Source organism: Serratia sp. NFX21 (assembly GCF_048517035.1).
Classification (GTDB): Bacteria; Pseudomonadota; Gammaproteobacteria; order Enterobacterales; family Enterobacteriaceae; genus Serratia; species Serratia quinivorans.
The window spans coordinates 2,333,026-2,359,101 of sequence record NZ_CP183196.1; the positions used below are offsets into that span (position 1 = coordinate 2,333,026).

At 55.8% G+C, this 26,076-nt stretch carries 19 protein-coding genes, 1 tRNA gene and 1 pseudogene; 18 read left to right on the plus strand and 3 right to left on the minus strand.

Annotation, left to right across the window (positions count from 1 at the left end; all coding sequences use genetic code 11):
* Positions 1 to 57: 57 nt before the first annotated feature.
* Positions 58 to 1,248, minus strand: coding sequence for a 23S rRNA (cytosine(1962)-C(5))-methyltransferase RlmI (rlmI, locus tag ACNT1W_RS10970; RefSeq protein ID WP_012006191.1), 1,191 nt, complete (start codon positions 1,246 to 1,248; stop codon positions 58 to 60).
* Between the two features lie 92 nt (positions 1,249 to 1,340).
* Here rlmI and yccX point away from each other — a divergent pair, with 92 nt between their 5' ends.
* Entirely contained in the window at positions 1,341 to 1,619 is a 279-nt protein-coding gene (gene yccX, locus ACNT1W_RS10975) for an acylphosphatase (RefSeq protein WP_012006192.1), read from the plus strand.
* Positions 1,620 to 1,623: 4 nt separating this feature from the next.
* Here the strand turns inward: yccX and tusE are convergent, their stop codons facing one another.
* Positions 1,624 to 1,953, minus strand: coding sequence for a sulfurtransferase TusE (tusE, locus tag ACNT1W_RS10980; RefSeq protein WP_012006193.1), 330 nt, complete (start codon positions 1,951 to 1,953; stop codon positions 1,624 to 1,626).
* Positions 1,954 to 2,064: 111 nt separating this feature from the next.
* Positions 2,065 to 2,724, minus strand: a complete 660-nt coding sequence (yccA, locus tag ACNT1W_RS10985) for an FtsH protease modulator YccA (protein ID WP_004942825.1) — start codon at positions 2,722 to 2,724, stop codon at positions 2,065 to 2,067.
* 228 nt (positions 2,725 to 2,952) lie between these two features.
* Here yccA and ACNT1W_RS10990 point away from each other — a divergent pair.
* The 17 genes and pseudogenes from ACNT1W_RS10990 to tssA all read left to right on the plus strand — a co-directional run bounded on the left by ACNT1W_RS10990 (position 2,953) and on the right by tssA (position 26,074).
* Positions 2,953 to 3,040: transfer RNA gene (locus ACNT1W_RS10990), tRNA-Ser, on the plus strand.
* Between the two features lie 820 nt (positions 3,041 to 3,860).
* Complete coding sequence (gene tssB, locus ACNT1W_RS10995) at positions 3,861 to 4,358, plus strand: type VI secretion system contractile sheath small subunit (RefSeq protein WP_017892319.1); 498 nt, start codon at positions 3,861 to 3,863, stop codon at positions 4,356 to 4,358.
* Between the two features lie 34 nt (positions 4,359 to 4,392).
* Positions 4,393 to 5,940, plus strand: coding sequence for a type VI secretion system contractile sheath large subunit (gene tssC, locus ACNT1W_RS11000; RefSeq protein ID WP_112362720.1), 1,548 nt, complete (start codon positions 4,393 to 4,395; stop codon positions 5,938 to 5,940).
* 16 nt (positions 5,941 to 5,956) lie between these two features.
* Complete coding sequence (tssK, locus tag ACNT1W_RS11005) at positions 5,957 to 7,297, plus strand: type VI secretion system baseplate subunit TssK (RefSeq protein WP_419246764.1); 1,341 nt, start codon at positions 5,957 to 5,959, stop codon at positions 7,295 to 7,297.
* On the plus strand, positions 7,294 to 7,983 hold the full coding sequence (gene tssL, locus ACNT1W_RS11010) for a type VI secretion system protein TssL, short form (RefSeq protein WP_419246765.1): 690 nt from the start codon (positions 7,294 to 7,296) through the stop codon (positions 7,981 to 7,983). Before tssK ends, tssL begins: the two co-directional genes overlap by 4 nt.
* Positions 7,980 to 9,688, plus strand: a pseudogene (locus ACNT1W_RS11015) (OmpA family protein). Before tssL ends, ACNT1W_RS11015 begins: the two are co-directional and overlap by 4 nt.
* 3 nt (positions 9,689 to 9,691) lie before the next feature.
* Positions 9,692 to 10,183, plus strand: a complete 492-nt coding sequence (hcp, locus tag ACNT1W_RS11020) for a type VI secretion system effector Hcp (RefSeq protein WP_419246766.1) — start codon at positions 9,692 to 9,694, stop codon at positions 10,181 to 10,183.
* A gap of 172 nt (positions 10,184 to 10,355) precedes the next feature.
* Positions 10,356 to 13,025 (plus strand): type VI secretion system ATPase TssH, encoded by a 2,670-nt coding sequence (gene tssH, locus ACNT1W_RS11025; protein WP_419246767.1) that lies wholly within the window; start codon positions 10,356 to 10,358, stop codon positions 13,023 to 13,025.
* A complete protein-coding gene (locus tag ACNT1W_RS11030) occupies positions 13,022 to 15,397 on the plus strand; it encodes a type VI secretion system Vgr family protein (RefSeq protein WP_419246768.1) in 2,376 nt (791 codons plus the stop codon). Before tssH ends, ACNT1W_RS11030 begins: the two co-directional genes overlap by 4 nt.
* Positions 15,390 to 16,193: a DUF4123 domain-containing protein gene (locus ACNT1W_RS11035; protein ID WP_261276908.1), complete on the plus strand. Its 804-nt coding sequence runs from the start codon at positions 15,390 to 15,392 to the stop codon at positions 16,191 to 16,193. The genes ACNT1W_RS11030 and ACNT1W_RS11035 overlap by 8 nt, the downstream gene beginning before the upstream one ends.
* 94 nt (positions 16,194 to 16,287) lie before the next feature.
* Entirely contained in the window at positions 16,288 to 16,791 is a 504-nt protein-coding gene (locus tag ACNT1W_RS11040) for a DUF3304 domain-containing protein (protein ID WP_419246769.1), read from the plus strand.
* Between the two features lie 36 nt (positions 16,792 to 16,827).
* Complete coding sequence (locus ACNT1W_RS11045) at positions 16,828 to 17,322, plus strand: DUF3304 domain-containing protein (RefSeq protein ID WP_419246770.1); 495 nt, start codon at positions 16,828 to 16,830, stop codon at positions 17,320 to 17,322.
* Positions 17,310 to 19,616 (plus strand): T6SS phospholipase effector Tle1-like catalytic domain-containing protein, encoded by a 2,307-nt coding sequence (locus ACNT1W_RS11050; RefSeq protein ID WP_419246771.1) that lies wholly within the window; start codon positions 17,310 to 17,312, stop codon positions 19,614 to 19,616. The genes ACNT1W_RS11045 and ACNT1W_RS11050 overlap by 13 nt, the downstream gene beginning before the upstream one ends.
* 36 nt (positions 19,617 to 19,652) lie before the next feature.
* Entirely contained in the window at positions 19,653 to 19,910 is a 258-nt protein-coding gene (locus tag ACNT1W_RS11055; RefSeq protein WP_135344415.1) for a PAAR domain-containing protein, read from the plus strand.
* On the plus strand, positions 19,907 to 21,043 hold the full coding sequence (locus ACNT1W_RS11060) for a hypothetical protein (RefSeq protein WP_223272856.1): 1,137 nt from the start codon (positions 19,907 to 19,909) through the stop codon (positions 21,041 to 21,043). The genes ACNT1W_RS11055 and ACNT1W_RS11060 overlap by 4 nt, the downstream gene beginning before the upstream one ends.
* Positions 21,030 to 24,482 (plus strand): ImcF-related family protein, encoded by a 3,453-nt coding sequence (locus ACNT1W_RS11065; RefSeq protein WP_419246772.1) that lies wholly within the window; start codon positions 21,030 to 21,032, stop codon positions 24,480 to 24,482. Before ACNT1W_RS11060 ends, ACNT1W_RS11065 begins: the two co-directional genes overlap by 14 nt.
* Positions 24,482 to 26,074 (plus strand): type VI secretion system protein TssA, encoded by a 1,593-nt coding sequence (gene tssA, locus ACNT1W_RS11070; RefSeq protein WP_419246773.1) that lies wholly within the window; start codon positions 24,482 to 24,484, stop codon positions 26,072 to 26,074. Before ACNT1W_RS11065 ends, tssA begins: the two co-directional genes overlap by 1 nt.
* Positions 26,075 to 26,076 lie beyond the last annotated feature (2 nt).

Consider the following 26,076-nt stretch of genomic DNA (forward strand, 5'->3'; position numbering starts at 1 on the left):
ACCTCCTGAGAAACAATGCCTTGCTCTCTATATGAGGGCAAAACAGCGTATTTCAAGTTACATCACCCGACACGCAAACCCTTTCAAATACAGCCCTTCAGGATAAGTCGCGATAACCGGGTGATCGGCAGCCTGACGATACTGCTCTATAAATTGTACATCACGCCCGGCATCTACAGCGGCATCGGCCAAAATTTTCTGGAATAAATCGGTTGGCATCAGACCGGAACAGGAGAAGCTGAGCAAAATGCCGCCTGGGTTCAGCAGCTGCAGCGCCAACATATTGATATCTTTGTAACCGCGGCAAGCACCGGCCAGTTGGTTCTTGTTTTCGACGAACTTCGGCGGATCCATAATGATCAGGTCGAATTTTTCACCCTGAGTGCGGTAAGCGCGCAGCAGTTGGAACACGTCGTCACGGACAAATTCTGCTTTGCTCAGGTCTAACTGGTTTAGCTCGACGTTCTGTTTGGCGATATCCAATGCGGCTTGCGACGTATCAACGCTGATCACCTGAGTACAACCGCCCATCAGGGCCGACACGGCGAAGGCACCGGTATAGGAGAAGCAGTTAAGCACGCGGCGGCCGGCGGAATAGTTACGTGCGGCCAGACGGCTGTCGCGCTGGTCGAGGTAAAAACCGGTCTTATGGCCTTGCTGAATATCCACCAGCAGCTTCATGCCATGTTCGGTGATAGGCAGCAGAGCAGGGGGCAGATCGCCCACGACCTGACCCTGAGCCAAGGGTAAACCTTCTTTTTTACGTACCGCGACGTCTGAACGATCGTAGATGGCACATTCCGGGTAACAATGCTGCAAAGCGGTAATCAACGCGGCACGCTGATATTCTGCGCCGGCGGACAGCAACTGCAACACCAGGAAGTTCTGGAAGCGATCGATAGTAATGCCTGGCATACCGTCGGATTCGCCGGCGATAAGGCGGTAACCGTCCAGCCCATCACGTTTGGCAACCCAATCACGCCAGTTTTGCGCCTGTTGTAAACGGCGGATGAAGAATTCGATGTTAATCTCTTCGTCCGGCAAAAAGGTCCAGACGCGGGCGCGGATTTGCGACTCCGGTGAATAGGCACCGCGTGCAAGCCATTTGCCCTGGGCGTCGTGAATATCGATGGTTTCGCCAGACAGGGCTTTACCTTCGACACGTTGAACAGCGCCGGAAAACACCCATGGGTGGCGACGGAGTAAGGACTTTTCACGTCCTTTGGCGAGAAACAGGCGTACGGTCATAATTAAGAATGCTGCCAGCTAGATAAAATGAGTGGCGTTGCCGTGCAGATGCACAGGCAATACCATATACGAAAGTCGATAAGGGGCCGATTATGACACAAGTTTGCATTGCTGCGTATGTCTATGGCGTGGTGCAAGGGGTGGGGTTTCGTTACAACACTCAGCATCAGGCGACGGCGTTGGGGTTAAGCGGCTACGCGCGTAATCTTGATGACGGTAGCGTTGAAGTACTGGCCTGCGGCGAACAACCGCAGGTGGACAAGCTGGTGGAATGGCTGAAAAATGGTGGCCCGCGCAGTGCACGGGTCGATCGCGTGCTGGTGGAGCCGCGAGGCGCGGCCGATTTTCAAGGCTTCAGCATTCGCTATTAGCGTTTCAGATACATTTTACCGGTTTCGGCAGCCCGGCTATTTTGGTTGCCTGTTTGGCCGGGCCTTTGGGGAATAAACGGTAGAGATAGCGGCTGTTGCCTTTCTCTTCGCCGTACTTCTGTGCCATGGCCTTGACCAGCATGCGGATCGCCGGGGAAGTATTAAATTCCAGGTAAAAGCCGCGTACGAAACGCACCACTTCCCAATGTGCTTCGGTCAGCGTTATCTCTTCCTGTGCGGCTAGCAGTGGTGCCAGGGCTTCATGCCAATCGGCGCTGTTTTTCAGGTAACCTTGTGCGTCAGTTTCAATAACCTGACCTTGATACTCCAACATACTGCCTCGGTAATGGATAATTCAGAACGGCCGTCAGTTTAGCAAACTTTTGTCGCTGCAAAAAATAAAGCCCCGCCGGAGCGGGGCCTTGGGTCTTTCTCAGGCGTTAAATCAGTTGCTGCGCGCGAAACCCAGAATGCTCAACAGGCTGATGAACATGTTGTACAGCGATACATACAGGCTAACGGTAGCGCGGATGTAGTTGGTTTCACCGCCGTGGATAATATTGCTGGTTTCCCACAGGATGGCACCGGCGGAGAACAGGATAAACAGCGCGCTAATGGCCAGATGCAGGGCAGGGATCTGCAGGAACAGGTTGGCGATGACCGCAACCAGCAGTACCACAAAACCGGCCATCATCATCCCGGACAGGAACGACATATCCTTGCGGGTAGTCAGCACGTAGGCTGAACAGCAGAAGAACACCACCGCGGTGCCACCCAGCGCCAGCATGATCAGGTCACCGGCTCCGGTATTAATGAATGAACTGAGGATCGGCCCCAGGGCATAGCCCATAAAACCGGTCAGTGCGAAGGCCGCCAGAATACCGGCCGGGCTGTTTGCCAGCTTATGGGTCAGGAACATCAGCCCATAGAAACCGACCAACATCAGCAACAGGCCCGGTGCCGGTAGCCCCAGCATGGTGCTGGCGGTAGCGGTAAGTGCCGAGAATGCCAGCGTCAGCGAAAGCAGAAAGTAGGTGTTACGCAGAACCTTATGCGTGCTCAGTAACGAGTCGCGTGAGGAGGATGAGACGACAATGCGGTCCATAATGATCTCTCTTATCAGGTCATCACAAAATTAGTGACGATGATAGGCAGCGCAAGCGTTTGATTAAAGTTTGTTTACCAATCTTTACCCTTAGTTATCATTGTTGCAACCTTGAGCCGGAGTTGGCGCTTTATTCAACGCTCACACGCCAAATGCTGTTTTTTCGCTCGGTTGAACGGTAATGGGCTTTACAAGCAGATCGGCTATGTTTATAGTTCGGCTCGTTGCGGAGGGGTGGCCGAGTGGCTGAAGGCAACGGTCTTGAAAACCGTCGACGGGAAACCGTTCCAGAGTTCGAATCTCTGCTCCTCCGCCATAAATTATGACCCCGTGCTCTCTGAGCGCGGGGTTTTTTATTTTGTTTTTCCCTCGGCATGCCATTCAGCATGCCAATCCCTCTGGCTCGCGCTGCCAGCCCTGAGAATACATCGGACAGGTTACGCAGCTTCTCCCTGGTAACGCGCACGTTGCCTACCCCAACCCACGAGAGCACATCATTGAAGGCGATCGGTTCACTGCCATCAACTGAAACAGACAACGTCCTCCGGGTTGTACAACCAATGATTTCTTCTCGAACTCCACTCTGCGAAAATAAGTAAACATCATTTAAGTGAAAGGCAAAGGTCTTGCTAGCGAGGCGGGCCGTTATCTTTTTGCTTGTTCAGTCATGCGCGGCCTCGCATTTTTTTAAAAAATTATAAAATCAGACTTTTCTCGCAAGGCGGTTGAAATTCACCCAATGCTGACCTTAAGTCTAATTGATCATTTACCGCACACCCTTATCCCATGCGGTTTGTGATATCTTTCTGCGAAAGTTCTTATAAATCAATTTGATGATCTTTTATTGCTAAATCCCCAGGCTGTAATTATTTGTTACAAAATTAAATTTCCAATCATACCGTTAACATTTTTAAACTCCAATCAATAGGTAATATTCTGAAATTATCACTTTTCAGATCAAGACCTGAAAGTACTGTGTCATGCTCGCTAGTGAATGGAATGCGCTCGCTTTTGACCCCAGTTTTGATTTGTGCCGGATGGCACGAGCAGGGATGTTGTTTTGGCAAGATAAGCATTTCTTATTAATTTCTCAGTGGCATTGACCATTTCTATCATTCCATAGAACAGGGACAGCCATGTCTAACTCCTATCAGTCCGAGATCCCCAAAGCTCGCGTCAACATAAAACTCGATCTGCACACCGGTGGTGCTCAGAAGAAAACCGAATTGCCCCTTAAGCTGATGGTGGTGGGGGATTACAGCAATGGTGCCGAGCAACGCCCGCTGTCTGAGCGTGAAAAGGTCAACGTTAATAAAAACAATTTTGACAGCGTGTTGGCAGAATTCTCTCCCTCCATAAATCTTTCCGTTGAAAACACCCTGGCCGGTGACAGTAGCGAAGAGAACGTCAGCCTGACTTTCCGTGAGATGAACGATTTCACACCGGAGCAGGTAGCCCGCCAGATCCCCCAGCTTAAAGCCATGCTTGCCATGCGCAATCTCCTTCGCGACCTCAAGGCCAACCTGTTGGATAACCAGGCTTTCCGCAAAGAGCTGGAAAAAATCCTGCTCGACCCGGCGCTTAGCGCTGAACTGCGTAGTGAGCTGTCTGCTCTGGCACCGAAGCAAGCATAACGGTCGCGATGTTTAACGGATTAACGAAGAGAAAATGCTGATGTCTGTAAAAAATGAGAATACCGCTGGCGGTGAGAGCGTGGTGCTGGAGCGTCCGGAAGCGAGCAGCGTGTATGCTTCCCTGTTTGAAAAAATCAATCTGAGTCCGGTCTCTGAACTGAGTGCGCTGGATATCTGGCAGGATAACCAGGCAATGTCCGATGCCACGGCAGACGAGCGTCTGACTGCCGGGATGCAGGTCTTTCTGGAGTGCCTGAGCAAGGCTGGCTCCAGGGTCGAAAAGCTGGACAGAACCCTGATTGACCACCACATCGCGGAGCTGGATTATCAGATTAGCCGCCAACTGGATGCGGTCATGCACCATGAGGCATTCCAGTCGGTAGAATCCCTGTGGCGCGGAGTGAAGTCGCTGGTCGACAAAACCGACTTCCGTCAGAACGTCAAAATCGAGCTGCTTGATCTGTCGAAAGACGACCTGCGTCAGGATTTTGAAGACGCGCCGGAGATTATTCAGAGCGGATTATACCAGCACACATATACCGCAGAATACGATTCTCCGGGTGGAGAGCCGATTGCCGCGCTGATTTCTGCCTACGAGTTTGATGCCTCTGCGCAGGACGTTGCCCTGTTGCGCAACATTTCGAAAGTGTCTGCTGCAGCACATATGCCGTTTATCGGCTCTGCTGGCCCGAAATTCTTCCTCAAAGACAATATGGAAGACGTGGCGGCGATTAAAGATATTGGCAACTACTTCGATCGTGCCGAATACATCAAGTGGAAATCCTTCCGCGAGACGGATGACTCCCGTTATATCGGCCTGGTGATGCCGCGTGTACTGGGCCGCCTGCCGTACGGTCCGGACACCGTGCCGGTGCGCAGCTTCAACTACGTCGAAGAAGTGAAAGGCCCGGATCACGACAAATATCTGTGGACCAACGCCTCGTTTGCGTTTGCCGCCAACATGGTGCGCAGCTTCATCAACAACGGCTGGTGTGTACAAATCCGTGGCCCGCAGGCCGGTGGTGCCGTTCAGGATCTGCCTATCCATCTGTACGATCTGGGCACCGGCAATCAGGTGAAGATCCCGAGTGAGGTGATGATCCCGGAAACCCGCGAATTTGAATTCGCCAACCTCGGCTTTATCCCGCTGTCGTACTACAAGAATCGAGATTATTCCTGTTTCTTCTCCGCCAACTCCACCCAGAAACCGGCGCTGTATGACACAGCCGATGCGACGGCCAACAGCCGCATCAATTCGCGCTTGCCGTATATCTTCCTGCTGTCGCGTATAGCGCATTACCTGAAGCTTATTCAGCGTGAAAATATCGGCACCACCAAGGACCGCCGCTTGCTGGAACTGGAACTCAATACCTGGGTGCGTAGCCTGGTGACAGAAATGACCGATCCGGGCGATGACCTGCAGGCGTCTCACCCGCTGCGTGATGCGAAAGTGACGGTAGAAGATATCGAGGATAACCCGGGCTTCTTCCGCGTGAAGCTGTATGCCGTGCCGCACTTCCAGGTGGAAGGGATGGACGTGAATCTTTCGCTGGTTTCCCAGATGCCAAAAGCAAAAGCCTAAATAAGGCAGGAAGCCGATGAAAACGGAACAACCGTTATGGGGCAGGGGCATCATGGTCTCTCCCCAGCATTTCCAGCAACAGGCTGCGTATGCGGCCTGGTCTGCGGAATGCATTGCCCGAATGGGACTCAATCACCCCTGGGGAATGATTGAGTCTGCCTTTGAACCGGACGCACTGAAACTCGGTCGTCTGCAGGCCCGTAAGCTGCATGTCCGTTTCCCGGATGGGACACTTATCGATACAGATAATGCCGATGCGTTGCCGCCGGTTCTGTCACTGGACAGCGAATCGCATGATGTGGTGGTGCTACTGGCGCTGCCCCTGCTGCGGGCGAATGGCGGCAACTGCCTGCAACCTGACGAGGTGGCCGATCGTCCGGTGCGTTTCCGTCAGCGTTGGCGGGACGTGCGTAACCAGTTTGGTGAGGACACCCGCCAGATAGCGGTGATGCAGCCGGAACTGACGCTGCGCTTTGCCCATCAGAATAACGGTGATTATCTGACCTGCCCGGTGGCCCGCCTGCAGCAGGATTTGCAGGGCGTCTGGCGGCTTGATGACAGTTTTCTCCCGCCGCTGCTGACCGTACAGAGCAGCCGCTGGTTGGCGACCCAACTCGAACAGCTGATGACCCAACTGCGCGCCCGTCTGATCCGTTTGATGGCCATGCGCCGCGAAAGCAATGAGCGGATGGCGGATTTTGCGGTGGCTGACGTATCCCTGTTCTGGCTGCTGAATGCCCTCAACAGTGCTGAGCCGGTGCTGGGCCAGTTCCAGCGCAATCTGCAGAGCCCGGCAGAACGCCTTCATACCGAACTGTCCCGTCTGGCCGGCAGTTTGCTGACCTTCTCCCTGGAACATCAGGTGAGTGCGATACCGGCCTATCAGCACGAGCAACTGAATGCCGTTTTCCCACCGCTGTTTGATCTACTGAGCGATTTGCTGGAAGCGAGCCTGCCGTCACGGGTGGTGTCAATTGAGCTTGAGCACGATAAGCGGCTGCACTTCTGGCAGGCACGTCTGCACGATCCCCGTCTGCGTGAAGGTGCCGACTACTACCTGTCGGTACGCTCCCCGATGCCGGTGGCGCAGTTGCAGGAGCAGTTCCCGCGTCAGTGCAAAGTGGGAAGCCCGGATCATGTCAGGGGTATCGTGAATTCCTCACGCGTCGGGGTTCCGCTGACACCGCTGCGCCATGTGCCGGCGGCCATTCCACTGCGTCTGGAGAACCAATATTTCAGCCTCGATGTCTCCCATCCCCTGGCAACTGACATGCTCGACAGCGGCAACTGCATGTTTTATGTCCCGGGTATGCTTGGTGAGCCGGAGCTTGAACTCTTTGCGGTGCTGAGAACATGAGTGAACGTCAACGCGGGACAGCCGCGTCCATTGATATCGATGCCCTGCTGCAAGACACCTGGCTACAGGTCGTCAGCCTGCGCCACGGCCCGAAATTCCAGGACGGGGAAGGACGCAAACTGTGGGAGCACTGCATTACTGATGTCGAGCGTGTACAGCGTGAGTTGAAAGCGAGCGAGCTCGATGAGGCCAGCTGTCAGCATATTCTCACTGCACAGTGTGCGCTGCTCGACGAGGCGGTCAAAGGTCGCGGTGTGGAAGATGATGCCTGCGTACAGTGGTATGACATTCCGCTGCAGGGGCATTTCCTCGGCACCATGGATGCCGGTGACACCCTGTGCGATCGGATGCGCGATGTGCTGCGTGAACCGGCTCCAGACCAGGCTGTCGTGACCTGCTTTCAGCGGGTCATGATGCTGGGATTCCTCGGCAGTTTCCGCTCACTGAACGACCCGGAGCGCCAGAAACTCGTCAGCGCACTCAGTGAACATGTCCCGACCTTCAGCTATCCACAAGCCCATCCTGTCCTGGCGGAAAGCCGTGCCGGGCGGGGAATGGGGGGATGGCTGGCGTCATGGCCGGTGCGGATTGGCCTGAGCGTGATTGTGGTCGCCGCCCTGTGGTGGGGGCTGAACAACTGGCTCGATCAGATGCTGTTGACCCTGTTGCCGGGAGCCGTGAAATGAGTCCTGCACAACAGCGTGGGCTTGCGCTGTGGGCCGTCCTGCTGAGTGCAGTGGTCTGCCTGGTTTTTCTGCCTGCATCCCGGCTGGTGTCCGTTCTTGTTTTTCTGGTTGTTCTGGGGCTGATTGCGGCGTCCTGGTACGTCGCCAGCCGTCGTGTTCAGCACGACGTCACCCTGCGTCTGCAAGGTCTCCCGGAGGCGGCATATCGCCAGCCGGTGGTGTTGGTCTGTGGCGATCTGTCGTTGGCCTGGCCGGAACCGTTACCGGTGCTGACCGTCACTCAGGGTGTTGGATCCGGGTGGAAGACCACCAGAGCCTGGAGCAGGTGGCCCGACGGGTACTGTGGCAGCGCCCTGACTGGGGGCGTCAGCTGTCGGTGATGGTCAGTGTCTGCCCGCAGAAGCACGCTGACTGCGAAGCACTGACCAGGCGCCTGCTGACTCTGCGCTGGCAAATCAACCAGTTGCGTAAGGATACCGGGCATTCCGTGCCGCTGATACTGAATGGTCAGGTCGGCAGCGCGATAACGAATGAGCTGCTCTGGCAGGCGGCGATCCCGGTGGAAGGGGTGAGGGTCTGGCGGGAGTCTTCAGCACCGAGCTCTATCGCCGCATGGGTCACTACCGGCGGAACGCCAGCAATGCAGCAACAGGTGCTGATGAACAGCCTGATGAGCTGGTTCCATCAGCACGTCAACGCCGTCTTTTGGGATGAGAACCCCGATGTTCAGGCCATTGCACCTACAGCGGTGCTGTGGGGAATGGGGCCTATCCTTGCCGGGAGCCTGGCGTCATCGGCCTGGACTGCGTGGTTGTCGCGTCACACCGCCATGCAGCAGGTGACGGGTTGGCAGCCGGTGGGGACGGACAGTACGGTGATATCACCACTCCCGGATTTCGTCCTGCCGCTGCTGCCGGAAGGGCGAGGATTAACCTCGCGGGGTCGTGCCTGGCGCTGTGCACTCGGGATCTTCACACTGGCGGCCATTGCGGCGCTGCTCAGCAGTGGCTGGAACAATCGCCAGCTGCTGCACCGCGTAAGCTTCGATATTGCCCGGTATGACCGTATCACGATAGATGATTACGGTCCGAAAACCGATGCCGTCGCGGTCCTGCGAGAGGATGCCGCGCAGCTGGATGACCAGGCGCGTAATGGCGTACCGGCCCGGATGAGCCTCGGCCTGTATCAGGGCGAGCGTCTGCGTATGCCGGTGTTGGATGCGGTCCGCTCGTATGTTCCGCCGCCACCGCCGTCCAAACCTCAACCGAAGCCGGCCCCGAAAATTGTGCGGCTCGACAGCATGTCGCTGTTCGATTCCGGTAAATACGCGCTGAAGGCGGGCTCCACCAAAATGCTCATTAACTCCCTGGTGGGCATCAAAGCCAAGCCGGGCTGGCTGATTGTGGTGGCAGGCCACACGGATAACACCGGCAATCCACCACTCAATCAGACGCTTTCCCAGAAACGTGCCGCAGCAGTACGCGACTGGATGCGTGATACCGGCGATGTGCCGGAAAGTTGTTTTGCGGTGCAGGGCTATGGCGAAAGTCGGCCGGTTGCCACCAATGACACTCCGGAAGGCCGTGCGCTTAACCGGCGTGTCGAAATCAGTCTGGTACCTCAGGCAGATGCCTGCCGGATACCGGGCAACACCCCGACGTCATCACTGGATGGTGACGTATCAAAAAACGAAATGGAGAAGTAAACCATGGCAATTCCAGTTTATCTTTGGCTGAAAGACGACGGCGGCGCGGACATTAAAGGATCTGTAGATGTTAAAGACCGCGAAGGCAGCATTGAAGTGGTGGCGCAGCAACACAACCTGTATATCCCGACCGATAACAACACCGGCAAGCTGACCGGCACCCGTATCCATACCCCGTTCCTGTTCACCAAGGAAATCGACTCTTCCAGCCCGTATTTGTACAAGGCAGTGACCACCGGCCAGACCCTGAAATCAGCTGAATTCAAGTGGTACAAAATCAACGACGCCGGTCAGGAAGTGGAGTACTTCAACACCAAGCTGGAAAACGTGAAGGTGGTGAAGGTGAATCCGGTCATGCATGACGTGAAAGACCCGGCTTACGAGAAACACAATCACCTCGAACAGCTTGAGCTGCGTTACGAAAAAATCACCTGGACCTACAAAGACGGCAACATCATTCATTCCGATTCCTGGAACGAACGCGCCACGGGGTAAGCCTGATGCGGGCAGGTTTTCCTGTCCGCAGTTTTTTGCTGAGTGTCTGCCGTGCGGGCACTCAGCAAAGAAAAACACAATCTGCCCGCCTGACCTTATGCGCTTTAGGTTCCTTTTACAGGAAATAGCGATGGGCGGTAGCGTGCCAGGGAACCGATAAAGAGAGAGAATTATGGAAAATTCAGCCGCCTTGTTACGCCGACTTAATCCTTACTGTGCCCGTGCGTTAGAAGGTGCAGCATGCCTGTGTCAGACCCGCGCCCACGCCGAAATTTTACCCGAACACTGGCTGCTGAAATTGCTGGAGCAGGGCGAAGGTGACCTGACGGTGCTGGCGCGCCGTTATGAGTGGGATATGGACGCTCTGTGGCAGGATTTACTCGGCTGGCTGGATAACCTGCCGCGTTCCGTGCGCAGCCGTCCTCAGTTGTCAGGCGCCATTGAATCCTTGTTGAAACAGGCGTGGATGTTTGCCTCGCTTGAAGGCAGCGAACACATCCGTAGTGTGCATTTGTTGGCCGCAATGATAGAAATGCCCAAAATGTTGCGCTGTGATGGCGTGTGGCCGCTGCTGACGCTGGGGCAGAGCCAGCTTGAGCGTCTGCGCCCGTTGCTGGACGCACAATCGGACGAGCGTGAGGACGTTCAGCAGGAAGAAGCGCTGGCACAGACGCACGGTGGAGACGTTGAATTCGTCGGCCGTCCGGTCGGTGCAGAGATAAAAGAAGGTGAACTCAATCCTGCGCTCCAGAACGCACTGGATAAGTTCACGCTTGATGTCACCGCTAAAGCGAAAGAGGGCAACATTGACCCGGTCTTTGGCCGCGATACCGAAATCCGCCAGATGGTGGATATTCTCTCAAGACGTCGCAAGAACAACCCGATTCTGGTCGGCGAACCGGGTGTGGGTAAAACGGCGCTGGTGGAAGGCCTGGCGCTGCGCATTGCCGAAGGAAATGTTCCGGAATCACTGAAAACCGTCAGTCTGCGCACCCTCGACCTGGGCCTGCTGCAGGCCGGTGCCGGTGTGAAAGGTGAGTTTGAGCAGCGCCTGAAAAACGTTATCGACGCCGTGCAGCAGTCTCCGACCCCTATTCTGTTGTTTATCGACGAAGCACACACCATTATCGGGGCGGGTAACCAGGCAGGCGGGGCAGATGCGGCTAACCTGCTGAAACCCGCGTTGGCGCGTGGCGAACTCAGAACTATCGCCGCCACCACCTGGAGCGAATACAAACAGTATTTTGAACGCGATGCCGCGCTGGAGCGCCGCTTTCAGATGGTTAAGGTCGACGAGCCGGATGACGACACAGCCTGTTTAATGCTCAGAGGCCTGAAATCTCGTTATGCCGAACATCACGGCGTGCATATCACCGATGACGCAGTTAAGGCCGCAGTCACGCTCTCTCGCCGTTACCTGACCGGCCGTCAATTGCCGGACAAGGCGGTTGACCTGCTCGACACCGCAAGCGCCCGCGTGCGCATGAGCCTCGAAACCGTGCCTGAAGAAATTACCCGTCTGAAAGCGCAGCGGATTGCACTGGTTCTGGAAGAGCAGGCCTTACTGGAAGATATCGCTGTCGGCGGTCATTCCCATGGTGAGCGGTTGGCCGGGATTGAAAAATTGTGCCTTGCGCTGGATGCGGATATCGGCACGCTAGATCAACGCTTTAGCGAAGAGAAAGCACTGGCAGAGCAACTGATGGTTTGTCGTCAGGCTTCTCACTCAGAGGGCTGCCGCCGCCAGGCGGACGTCCACAACCTGCAGCAACAGCTGAAAAACCTGCAACGGGATGAGGCGCTGATTCAGGTGGATGTGGACTCTCGCACCGTGGCCAACGTGATTGCCGACTGGACCGGTGTCCCGCTCTCTTCATTGATGAAAGACGAGCAGACTGAACTGTTGGGTCTGGAAGCGGAAATCGGCAAACGCGTTGTAGGCCAGGATGTGGCGCTCAGCGCGATTGCGCAGCGCCTGCGCGCCGCCAAAACCGGCCTGACCTCGGAGAATGGTCCGCAGGGCGTGTTCCTGCTGGTCGGCCCGAGCGGCACGGGTAAAACCGAAACCGCACTCACGCTGGCCGATGTGCTGTACGGCGGTGAGAAATCGCTTGTCACTATCAATCTGTCCGAATACCAGGAGCCGCATACCGTTTCCCAGTTGAAGGGCTCGCCACCGGGCTACGTCGGTTACGGTCAGGGCGGCATTCTGACCGAAGCGGTGCGTAAACGCCCCTACAGCGTGGTGCTGCTCGATGAAGTGGAAAAAGCACACCGCGATGTCATGAATCTGTTCTACCAGGTGTTTGACCGTGGCTTTATGCGCGACGGCGAAGGCCGCGAAATCGACTTTCGCAACACGGTTATTCTGATGACCTCCAACCTCGGCAGCGACCCCATCATGCAACGGCTGGATCAACAGCCAGAAGCCACCGAAGGCGATTTGCACGAACTGCTGCACCCAATATTGCGTGACCACTTCCAGCCCGCGCTGCTGGCCCGCTTCCAGACCGTGATTTACCGCCCGCTGAGTGAGCCCGCGATGCGCATCATTGTTGAAATGAAACTCGGACAGGTCAGCAAACGCCTGCACCGTCACTACGGCCTGACCACGCATATCGATGAAAGTCTTTTCGACGCCCTTACCGCCGCCTGCCTGCTGCCGGATACCGGCGCGCGTAATGTCGATAGCCTGCTCAACCAGCAAATTTTACCGGTGCTGAGCCAGCAGTTGCTGACTCGCATGGCTGCAAAACAGAAACCGCGGTCGTTACGTCTTGGCTGGAGTGAGGAAGAGGGCATAGGGCTGGAGTTTGACCCTACACAAGGAGAGCGCGTATGAGCACCAGTCTCCCGATAAGATTCAGCCATAACCACCACCTGCTGGCGATAAAAGGAGGTGAGTCAGAACTTGATGTGCTGGCGTTTGAAGGCAACGAGGCCCTGAGCAAGCCGTTCAGCTACCGCATTGAGTTCACCAGTAACGACCACGCCATCAGCAAGGAAATGATGCTGATGAAAACAGGGGCTCTGACGTTGCAGGCACCTGTCGACCAGGGCTACGGCATTAAAATTCAGCAGCCGCTTCGGGTTCTCCAGGGCGTGGTGAGTGGCTTTGAACGCCTCAGCACCTCAAAAGATGAAACCCATTACGCCCTGACGCTACAGCCGCGTCTGGCATTGCTCGACCGCTCGCGTCAGAACGCGGTTTATCAGGATATGTCGGTGCCGCAGATTGTGGAAAAAATCCTGCGCGAGCGCCACAACCTGCGCGGGCAGGATTTTCTGTTTTCGCTAACCAGAGAATACCCGCGGCGTGAACAGGTGATGCAGTACGGCGAGGATGACCTGCACTTTATCACCCGCCTGCTGGGTGAGGTGGGGATCTGGTTCCGTTTCACCACCGACACACGCCTGAACATCGACGTGGTGGAGTTTTACGACAGCCGCCAGGGCTACGAAAAAGGCCTGATTCTGCCGTCGGTACCGCCATCGGGCCAGCACGCGCAAGGCATGGATTCGGTATGGGGGATGGCGAGCCATCACAACGTGGTGCAAAAGCAGGTCAGTACCCACGATTACAACTACCGCCAGGCCACCAATGACATGAACACCCAGGTGGATGCGACCCGCGGTGACAGCACCACCTACGGCGAGGCTTACCACTATGCCGAGAACTACCTGACGCAGGGCAGCACTTATGACCCTAACCCGGCTCCGGAGTCCGGCGCGTTTTATGCCCGCGTGCGTCACGAACGCTACCTGAACGGCCAGACCCAACTCAGCGCCATCACCAGTTGCCCGATACTGGCGCCCGGACAGGTACTGAAAGTCACCGGCGGTTATGAAGTGGCGGAGGCGTTCAACCAGGGCGTGCTCATCACCGGGATGAAAAGCGCGGCCCGCCGTGATAAAGATTTTGAGGTGCATTTCAGCGGTATCCCGGACAGCACCGATTTTGGCTTCCGCCCGGAACCCGGTGAGCGTCCGGTGATGGCGGGCACATTGCCCGCCCGCGTGACCAGCACCACGGAAAACGACACCTACGGGCATATCGATAAAGACGGCCGCTATCGCGTCAACATGCTGTTTGACCGTGATAACTGGGAGACCGGGTTCGAGAGCCTGTGGGTGCGTCAGTCCCGCCCGTACGCCGGCGACACTTATGGTCTGCACCTGCCGCTGCTGGCAGGCACCGAAGTGGCGATAGGCTTTGAGGACGGCAACCCGGACAGGCCGTACATCTCCGGCGTGTTGCACGACTCGGCGCACGGCGACCATGTCACCATCCGTAACTACAAGCGCAACGTATTGCGCACACCGAGCAACAACAAAATCCGCCTCGATGACAGCCGGGGCCAGGAGCATATCAAGGTCAGCACCGAGTACGGCGGCAAGAGCCAGCTGAATCTCGGACATCTCGTTGACTGCGAGAAGCAAAAACGGGGCGAGGGTTTTGAACTCAGAACCGACAGCTGGGGCGCGATTCGGGCGCAGAAGGGCATTTTCATCAGCGCAGACGGTCAGGCAAAGGCGCAGGGCCAGGTGCTGGAGATGCAACCGGCGGTCAGCCTGCTGAAAGGGGCCGTTAATCAGATCACTGAATGGGGAAGCATCACCCAGACGCATCATAATTTTTCCCCAGATACGGATCCGCTTGGAGCATTGGTTAACGGGGCCAGTGAACTGAAAGAAGCAGCCTTACTGATGAGCGCGCCAAAAGGTATCGCTGCTGTAACCCCTGAAACTACGCTGTTGCACAGCGGAAAAGGCCTGTACCTGCAGAGTTTGGGGGAAGTGAATATTGCCACGGCGCAACGCTATTCAGTCAATGCCAGCAAAGCGATATCCCTGTTGGCCAAGGATGAAGGGATGCGTCTGGTGTCGGCCAGGGGGCCTCTGACGGTGGAATCTCATGCCGATACCTTATCTCTGACGTCACTAAAAGATATCACCGTCCAGTCCACGCAGGGGCACCTGCAACTGACGGCGAAAAACGGTATCACTATCGGCTGTGGCGGCGCCTACATCCGCCTGACCCCGCAGGGGGAAGTCGAAATTCACGGGCCTGGATTAATCAGTCTGAAGGGGCAGCATAACTTGCAGGGGCCCGCCAGCGAAGATTTCCCACTGCCTGAATTGCCGGCGTCGGTGTGTAAAGAGTGCCTGAAAAAAGCGCAGGAAGAGGCGATGGGAGCAGTATTACGTGGATAATTTACAGCGCGTTGCTTTTTCTGCCGCCGACCAATGGCTGGAGCAAGCCGGGTTTTTAAGTCTTAACGCTGGTCTTAACTACATTGATGTGATTATCGATCAGGCGGGTTCAGAGCGGCCAGTGGCGGAGGCACTGAACCAGCTATCGCCAGCGGTTCGCCAGGCCTCGCTATTTGAGGGGACACCAGAAGAAGGCATGCAGGACGACGGACCGGTACTGGTACGGCTCTTCTGGCCGGAATGGCAACATAAAGCTTTGCTTGCTGAGTTTATGCAGTATTGGGGAGGAGCTTCCCGCCTGATGCTGCTGATTAGCCCACTGGTGTTTGATGAACTGAAAAGTCGCCTGGGGGCTCTGACCCAATTTGAATGGGGAGATCAAACCGGCGTATTACGCTTTTACGACAGCCGCGTGTTCCCTGCGTTATTGAGTCATGTGTTATCTGAAGAACAACAAGTCGCTTTTACCGATATCGCGTTTTACTGGGGCTGGCAGGATCGTGATATGTGTCAAATCTGGAAGCAGGGAAGTATTGGGTCAGATAGCAGGACTTTGCCAGATCCGACAATACTCACGTTTAACGACCAGCAGATAGAAAATATAGGTTGCATCAGTGATGCCGAAATGTTGGCCAGGAATATCGAGAAGGAAAATATCTCCCGGGAAAAAAATTTCCAGCGTTGTTTTTCCGCCTCTCTGGCAGCTAGTCATGAGGGATATTTTGGCGAGCTCAGTGACTATATTCAACAATTTGATGGGAGCAACGGTGGTGGGTATGAAAAAGAAGGGGCCTAAAAGTTCCCGATTAAAGAGCCGATGAGGATGAAGGAGTCGGCGCAATGTCTCAAATAAACAGAGCGCTAATGAAAAATATTCTCGGGAGGCGTTAATGATTAAATGGCTATTTATATTTCTGACAATATTGGTCGTGCCCGGGTGTTCCGGTGCGGGGAGTAATGATTATACCGCAGGGGATTTACGTGCCAAAAATCATGTTGCTGGTCAGAATATTAACTGGTTTAGCGTTAATGGCCATAGAGCACCTGGATTAGGTGGCGGCTATTGCTGCGTCATGCTGCCCCTGAAATGGACCCCGGACCTGAAAGCCCGTATCGAGTGGGAAGTCGATCCTAATCCAAATGAATATATACCATTCAAAAAGAAAGGGTCCGGATATGAAGAAGGTGCTTATGCCCGCCATGCAGCAAACTACCAGAAACACAGTACCGTGGTGGATATTCCCCAGTACGGCAAAGAACGCTGCGGGATCAGCGTCCACTTCCTGCCCTGTAATCAGGTGAAGGTCACGACGGTGTGCGAGGGGTACGGTACGCCGACTTACCCGATTAAAGAGCCGATGAATATGGAAGAGCCTGCTCAATGTCCCAAATAAAGGTGGGCCTAATGAAAATAATTCAAGGAGACGTTAATGATTAAATGGCTATTTATCTTTCTGACAATACTGGTCGTGCCCGGGTGTTCCGGTGCGGGGAATGATGATTATACCTCTGGAGATATTCGGGGATTTAATCATACTCAACAAGGTATCAATTCTTTTACCATCAACGGTTATGGTGGTCGGCTAACAGGGAATAGTTGTTGCATTATGCTGCCCCTGAAATGGACCCCGGACCTGAAAGCCCGTATCGAGTGGGAAGTCGATCCTGATACAGCTTCTCCTTTCCCGGGATATCAGGATAGGGAGAAATATAAAAAGTGGGAAAAAGAGGTTAAAGCCAGCTACCAGAAACACAGTACCGTCGTCGATATTCCCCAGTACGGCAAAGAACGCTGCGGGATCAGCGTCCACTTCCTGCCCTGTAATCAGGTGAAGGTCACGACGGTGTGCGAGGGGTACGGTACGCCGACTTACCCGATTAAAGAGCCGATGAATATGAAGGAGCCAGCGCAATGTCCCAAATAAACTCAGGGTTACCCTGCTGGGCACCGCCTGCGTTCCCGGAAGGAGGGCATCTGGCGCTCTCGCCAGCCCAGGTTAATGCCAACTATAAAAAACAAATTCGCGAGGTGGACGCGTTTAAAATGCTGCTGAGCGAACAGGCCGGGCGGCGAGTTGGCTTTACCTGCAGCCAGAGCCTGCATATCAGCCTGTTTTTTGATGGCACCGGTAATAATGAAGAGAACGATACCAAAGTTGCCAACCCGCCTCACCCGACAAATATTGCGAAATTATTTCATGCTGCTTACCCAACGGTCGCGGAACAAAAGGGGTATTTTTCATACTACATCCCCGGCGTAGGCACCCCGTTCCCGAAAATCAATGAATTTGATTACAGTACCGATGGCCTGGCCTTTGCCGCGGGCGGAGAAGACCGCATCAACTGGGGATTGCTGCGTCTGGTGGATGCCCTGAGGTATGCCATTACCCCCACGCACCAGCGCCTGGATGATGGGGTTGCCCGTGGGCTGCTGCCTGATATGCGCGCGCACTGGCCGATAACCGGCGAAGTGAACCGGCGTAATGCAATTAACAAACTGCTGGCACCGTTAAAAGCTCAGGTAAAGCAGGCTAAACCCCATTTACTCACTATCAAACTGTTTATCTACGGCTTCTCCCGTGGCGCTGCGGAGGCCCGTACCTTTGTTAACTGGCTGACGGAGCTGTTTGCCACGCCGCCGGGTGGCGAGCGCCCAGAGATGAGTCTGCTGGGGCTGCCGCTGAACATTGAGTTTTTGGGTATTCTGGATACCGTACCCTCGGTTGGCATTGCCCACGTTGCCCCCGGCGCCACCGGGCATATGGGTTGGGCCGACGGTACCCAGCAGTTACCGGATGAAACCCGTTTCCCGGGGTTGATTCGCTGCTGTCGTCATTTTATTGCCGCTCATGAGCAGCGGCTCAGTTTCCCGCTCGATTCCGTTCGCCGGCCTGACGGCAGCTATCCGGCCAGTACCCTGGAAGTGGTGTATCCGGGCATGCACTCGGATGTCGGCGGCGGCTACCCGCCGGGCGACCAGGGAAAATCCCGGGGCGGCGTGGGGGAGCTGCTGTCGCAGATTGTGCTGCACGATCTTTATCTTGCTGCTTTTGAGGCGGGGGCGCCGCTGACGGTCTCTCCTGAATTGATCACGCCTTTAATTAAAGATATTCAGCCTTCCAGAAAAATGTCACGTGACTCAATTACCGAATTTAACATTTCTAATGTTCTCATCAATCGTTTCAATCTCTGGCGTCAAACGCTAATGAACGATGCCCCTGACGAGGAAACGGCTGCCACTGAACCCGGTTACCGTCCTTATCAGCTCCCCCACGTGTTGGAAAGTGTGATTATCGAACAGATGGCGTGGATCACCGCCTGGCGTATTGGTCGCTATGCTCATAACAGCCTGCTGGTTCAGCCTTTTTATGATAATGCCCCACAGTTACCTCCCGATAAACTTAATAAGGAAAAAGCAGATTACGAAACGGCTCAGGCGAAACTGCTCAAAAAACGTAAGGCGATTGACCGCCGCCAGCCCAACTGGCAGGACCGTATCGAACAGGGTAAACCGGATTACGACCCCACCAATGCCCAATACCAGTTGCGTGAAGCCGCGCGCGAGTTTGAGCATGATTACCGCAACTGGTATCGCGATATCAATGGTGGCTTCTGGAATAAAACCAAACAAATAATCCTCGATGTTATCCCTAAAGCCCCGGTTTATCTGCTCAACGGGGACGATGTGAATGCTGAATACCAGCAGATGCGGGATGGAGGCGACTATTACTATATCCGTCTCTTTACCGACAGTCTGGGTACCGGTATCCAGACACCTCCCGGGGCTGAACTTCTGGCGTTTTATGACGAACAAATCCACGATTCCCGCGCCTGGTTTATGCAAAGCGCGTTGGGCGGCAGAGAACCCTGGGGCGGTTATTTCCGTTACCGGATGATCTACTTTGGTGATATCGCCAACAAGCAGCTCCAGCTTATTTCAGTTGAAGGCAAAATCGTGGGGGCGACCTCTACGTCTAACCGGGTCGAGTATACGGTTGAAGCGCGGGAGCAGGACGGACAGCTCTCTGAGGTGCACAAGGTTAAAGATTTAGCGAATGGTCATGTGCAGACCTTGTCACCGTCAGCGATGCTGCCAGCGGATAACGCGCCGGGCCAGGTGGCTGCACGCCAACAATCGCAGATTATTGCCGCTGAACATCAGGCGATGCTGACCGCCGCCACGACCCGACTGCAACAGTCTGGCGCCAGAATTATCTGACGTCTGATGTGTTCAACTAAAAAATAAGGTGTTCTGATGAAACAGGTGATACGTCAGGGCGATGCTCTGCGGGAATATGGTGGTCAGGTACTGGGCGGGCATTATCTTTGTTTTGGCAAAGGTATTGCCATCAAAGGTGATCCGGTCAAATGCAATAAGCACGGCATGACCACGATTGTTGAAGGCAGCGAATTATCAAACGTTGACGGTCAGCCTGTCGCGTTACACGGGCATCACTGCGCCTGTGGATGCACGCTGGTGAGTTCATTTCCTGATTGTGGTATTGCGCAGTGAGGCCACTTCCGGCGTTTCCCTCCTACAACGTCGCCCATGCGCCGGACACCAGACGTTGGCTGGCGGTCGGTTCGCTGCTGGTGTTGCTTGTGGGTGGCGGTATTGCATTGCGACAGGGCGTTCAAGCCGGTGTGGGGAACATCATCACCGGGATGTTTATCATCTTGAGTATCATGCTGGTTATCTGGTTGTTTTATATGCTGTATTACCGCTGCTCTGTGCATCATGCCATGCTCTGGCAACGGACGGTGCTGCAGGAATACCAACACTGGTGGTATCTGCATCGACAGTGCTTCGCACTGTGCGAGGTGGTGTTGATCGGGCCTGCTGGCGCTGAACTGTCTGACTGGTTGCGGCTGCTTAAGCGTGAGCAGCCGCAACCAGGGGAATGGCAGGAAGCTCAGGGTAAAGCCCTGCGTGTTGCGCGAACCTTCTCGCCCGATGTTGATGAACGAGAAAAACAACTGGCCAGGATGCTGGTTTTGCAGTGGAAAGGCCAGAGCGAAGGTAAAACCATCTCTGCGTTACAGCGCTGCTACTGGCAGGGCAGTGCAACGGCTTGGCAGGCGTTTGTTGTTCAGATGAAAGCATCTTTCCCGGCGGTGGTGTTGCCGGAACAACCGGAACCCTGGCAGGGAGAGCTAACACTGGCAACCCTGGCCGCTTCATTATCTTCAGCGGAAAGTGATGCCCTGTATCTGGTGGCAGGATGCCAGTCTCTGCCCCCATCATCAGGCTGTCTGCGGCCTGCGGGGGAGTCAGCGGTATTGTGGCTTGCTGGCTCAGGTGGCCCGGTTAAGGTTTGCCGTGGCGAGGTCTTTGATCCGTCCGCCAGTGAGTCCTTGCCACAGGTCTGTAAGCGGGCGCAGCGACAAAGCGAACTCGATGCGTCACCTGACACCTGCATCCTGTTTTCTCAACCTCAGCAATCTGCGCTGGCAGGCAGTGGCTGGAATGTGACTCATCATCTCCAGGACAGTTACTGGGGAGAGCTGGGGCAACTGGAGCCGCTGGTTGTATTGTCGCTTGCCGCTATTTTTGCCCACCATCAGGACCAGTCCTGCGCCTGGATAGCCACTGATCCTTTACATACTTTTGCACTTGGAATCGTTAAACCTTATGGAAAAGGATAAAGCCACCCACCAACACCAGGGCCTCTCTGTTGCATTCACCGCCGTACTCGCCATCGCGGCGATCACCCTGCTCATTTTACTGGGTGGGGTGGGATACTGGTTTATCGTTGAACATCATGTCCCGGAATGGTCGGTTATTCGTTCCGTGCTGACGGTCTGCGGCATTATCTGGCTGGCGCTGATTTGCATCACGCTGCTGGGTTTTCTGACGATGCAACTCTGGCTTATCAACCGCGTTAAACAGATGAGTAATGCAGAAAAGAAAACGGCAGAACTGAAGAAAAAATCACCACGGCTGACGCTGGCGGGCGATATCCGTGCAGTTTTACGTAACCGTCACGGCTCTTTTTGGCGTTATAAAGTCCGCTTACTGTTAGTCACCGGCGAAAACGCAGCAATCGAACAACTGGTGCCCGGCCTGCAGGAAAGCCAGTGGCTTGAAGGTGAGCGTACCGTTCTGATCTACGGCGGCGGTATGACGGCTGAAGTCGATACAGAAAAATATACCGCGTTGCGCAAACTCCGCCGCGGACGCCCACTGGATGGCATTGTCCGGGTACTGGGAGAAGGTGAGAACCTCACGCCGCAGATGAGCGACAACGATCTGCGTGGGCTGGAGAAAATCAGTGAGCTGCTGCGCTATTCTGCCCCGGTCTGGTTATGGCAGCTGTGCGGCAGTGAATGGCCGCAGGCAGGGCGTAAATCACAGTCTGTCGGTATCACACTGCCGTGGCGGGCGATGCCGGATGAGGTGGCAACACTACTCGATAAACTGCTGCCGCAGCTGCGTGAACAGGGCATGTCTCAGATTGCTGAACAGCGCCAGTATGATTTTCTGCTGCGCCTTGCCCAGCAGCTTGAGCAGGGGGAAAGCAAACGCTGGATGTCCCGCTTGACACCCTGGCTGTACGGTTCGCAACAGCGTATCCCGCTGGGGGGGCTGATGTTCAGCCCGGTCAATAAACCCGAATTCCCGAGTCAAGAAGCAGGCAAAAACGTGGCGGAAAGCGCCATTCCGGCTGCGCATAAACATGCCCTGACGTTTCCGGCAACCTGGTTGGGGGTGACGGAAGACTGCACCCGTGTGCGTGGCCGCCGTGTCGGTATGGCCTGGGAGCAGACGTTGGCATGGGGCATTATGGCTGTGCTCGGTATCTGGGGCGCCGGGCTGCTGCTCTCTTTTACCCTGAACTATAGTCATATTTCTTCTGTAGCGAGCAAAGCCCGTTCTCTGGTCGAGCATCCCTCTGTTTCTGACTCTCAACTGACGGCCCTGCATGACCTGCGTAACGATGCCGGCCGCTTGCAACATCATGTTCAGGGCGGTTCACCCTGGTATCAACGTTTTGGCCTCGATCATAACCCGCAACTGTTGAGCGCGCTGCTCCCGTGGTATGGCGTGGCGAATGATCGCCTGATCCGCGATCCGGCCAATGCTGCCCTGATGCAAAAACTGACTGCGCTGACAAACTCGGCACCTAACAGCGACCAGCGCGCACAGCTGGCGAAATCCGGTTATGACCAACTGAAAGCCTGGTTGATGATGTCCCGCCCGGACAAAGTGGATGGCGCGTTCTACGCCCAAACCATGCAAAGGGTGCAGCCGACCCGGCAGGGGATTTCCACCGGATTGTGGCAGAGCCTTGCGCCAGACTTGTGGGCGTTCTCTATATCTGGGTTGCTGGAACAGCCGCAGTGGAAAATCACCCCGGATGCGGCGCTGGTCAGCCAGAGCCGCCAGGTGCTGTTGCAGCAGATTGGTCGCCGTAATGCGGAGGGAACCCTCTACGAAAACATGCTCAAATCGGTGCGGCGTAACTTTGCCGATGTGTCACTGGAAGACATGACCAGTGGGACCGATGCCCGCCGTCTGTTCTCCACCGATGACGTGGTGCCGGGGATGTTCACCCGTCAGGCCTGGGAAGGGGGCATTCAGCAGGCCATCGAGAAAGCGGCAAACTCGCGCCGGGATGAGATTGACTGGGTGTTGAGCGACAGTCGCAAGGCCGTTTCTGCCGACCTTTCTCCGGAAGCGCTGAAAGCGCGTCTGACGCAGCGTTACTTCACTGATTTTGCCGGCAGCTGGCTGAACTTCCTCAACAGCCTGCGGCTGAATCCGGCTCATAATATCTCTGATGTGACGGACCAACTGACACTGATGAGCGATGTGCGTCAGTCGCCGATGATTGCGCTGATGAATACGTTGGCCTGGCAGGGACAAGCCGGCGAGCTGCGCGAAGGGCTGTCGGATTCCATTATCAAGTCGGCAAAAGATCTGCTCGGCAGTGAGGATAAGCCCGTTATCGATCAGCGTGCAGCCGGGCCGCAGGGGCCGCTGGATGACACCTTCGGGCCGCTGCTAACCCTGATGGGGAAAAACCAGGCCAGCAACCTAATGTCGGCCGACAGCACGCTGAGCCTGCAAACCTATCTGACCCGTATCACCCGCGTGCGTTTGCGCCTGCAACAGGTGGCGAGTGCTAACGATCCGCAGGAGATGATGCAGGCCCTGGCACAGACGGTGTTCCAGGGCAAAAGTGTGGATCTGACCGATACCCAGCAGTACGGCAGCCTGGTGGCGGCCAGTCTGGGTGAGGAATGGAGCGGCTTTGGCAACACCCTGTTTGTTCAGCCGCTGACGCAGGCCTGGGAAACCGTACTGCAACCGTCTGCAGCAAGCCTGAACGCCCGCTGGAGCCGTTCAGTGGTAGCAAACTGGCATACCGCCTTTGAGGGGCGCTTCCCGTTTGCCGCGAGCAAAAGCGACGCTTCCCTGCCGATGCTGGCGGAGTTTATCCGCAAGGACAGCGGGCGTATCGACCGTTTCCTGACCGCTGAACTCAGCGGCGTGTTGCATAAAGAAGGCAGCCGCTGGGTGCCGAACCGTACTAACAGCCAGGGGCTGACGTTTAACCCGGCGTTTCTGAAAGCGTTAAATCAGTTGAGCCAGTTATCCGACATTCTGTTTACCGACGGCAGTCAGGGCATCAGCTTCGAATTACAGGCCCGCCCGGTACCGCAGGTGGTGGAAACCCAGCTAACGATTGACGGGCAGCAGTTGCATTACTTCAACCAGATGGCCGACTGGCAGTCCTTCCGCTGGCCGGGGGATACCTTCAAGCCCGGCGCCATGCTGACCTGGACTTCAACCAGCGCCGGTACACGTCTGTTCGGGGATTACAGTGGCACCTGGGGCTTCATTCGCTGGCTGGAGCAGGGCAAGCGGAAACAGCTTGATCGCAGCCAGTGGATGATGAGTTTTACCGCTCCGGATGGTCGCACGCTGCAGTGGGTTCTGCGTTCCCAACTGGGCAAAGGGCCGCTGGCGTTGCTGGTGTTGCGCGGTTTCAGGCTTCCTGAGCAGATATTCAGCGTGGATGCCGCCACTGCACAGGCGCTGACCGGCACAGAGAATTCAGCCATGGAGGGGATGGAATAATGGGCGCACTACAGAACATACTCCGCGCCTGTGGGGCAGATGAAAATGCCTTACTGGCGATGGCAAGGGAACGTAGCGCTGACTGGGAACGCTGGCTGGCACCCATCAATGACAATGAACCAACCGGGGAAGACCCGGGCTATGACGATGATTTTCAGCGTATTCGCGAAGAGGTCAACAAGCTCTCGGGGATTGATACCGGGTTGATTTGCCAACTAGCGGAAAGACTGTTGACCGGCACCTGCAAGGATCTGCGTGTCATCACCTTCTACATTTGGGCGCGTCTGCATCAGGATGGCGAGTCCGGGCTTGCTCAGGGGCTTGAGCTGCTGGCGGCAATGCTGGCGCAGTTCGGAACCCGATTGCATCCTCGGCGTGAGCGCAGCCGCAAATCTGCCCTGGAGTGGCTTGGCAGTAGCCGTGTGACAGACAGCCTGTCTTTGTACCCGGAAGTGGATATGGCCGTCATGCAACGCATCACGGCGGCGTTGTTATTGGCCGGTCAGGCACTCCAAACGTTTGCTGAAGACGCTCGTCCGGATTTGGCAGGGCTGCATCAGGCGCTGGATAACCGGCTGGTGCAGAGCGGTGGCGCTAACAGTCTGGTGCCGCAAACCAGTCGTGAAGAAACCGCTACTAAGGGGCCAGCATTATCAGCGCCGGTGATGAACGCCGTCACGTCAGGACGTGATTTGCTCGATCAGGCCAAAGTGCTGGCGAAATATCTCCGCGATCAGCCCGGTGGTTGGCTGGCTGGCCATCATCTGCTGAAAAGTGTGCGCTGGGACACACTGACGGAGTTGCCGCCGCTGGACGCCTCCGGGCGCACCCGGCTGGTTCCCCCCAAGCCAGACAACAGGGCACATCTCAAACGTCTGTACCTGCAAAAAAGCTGGTCTGAACTGTTGGAGCATACGGATACCCTGCTGGCGCAGGGGGTTAACCATCTGTGGCTGGATGTGCAGTGGTACGCCTGGCAGGCGTTGGTCAAGCTGGATAACGACAGCGTGCGTGCCGACATCCTCTGCCGTGACCTGGAAGGGCTGCTGGCCCGCCTTCCGGGATTGGAGGCGCTGGCCTTCAATGACGGCACGCCTTTCGCTGATGAAGTGACCCTAAACTGGATTAAAGAAAACGTGCTGGATGATATGCCGGGCTGGAAGGATGAACCGGTGACGGCAACGGCGAGCAACAGTGATGATGTACTGATGCTGGAGCCTGAGGTGTTGGCGAAAGCAGACAGTGAAGGCATTGAAGCCGCGCTCAGCTGGTTGCAGGTTCAGCCGGGTTACACCTCTTCCCGCGATCGATGGCTGATGCGCTTACTGATGGCACGGGTGAGCGAGCAGTACGGTAAAAACGAAATGGCGCTGCACCTGCTGGGTGAACTCGATGTCAGCGCCCGAGAGCTGACGCTTGAACAGTGGGTGCCAAAGCTGATGTTTGAGGTCAAAGCTCGCAGACTCAAACTGCTGCGTGGCAAGGCCGGGCGCAGTGAGGCGGATAAAACCCGTCTGCAGCCTGAGATGGAATCACTGCTTTCCGGGCTGATTTCTCTCGATCCGGCACGCGCCGCAGTGCTGTGTGGTTAACA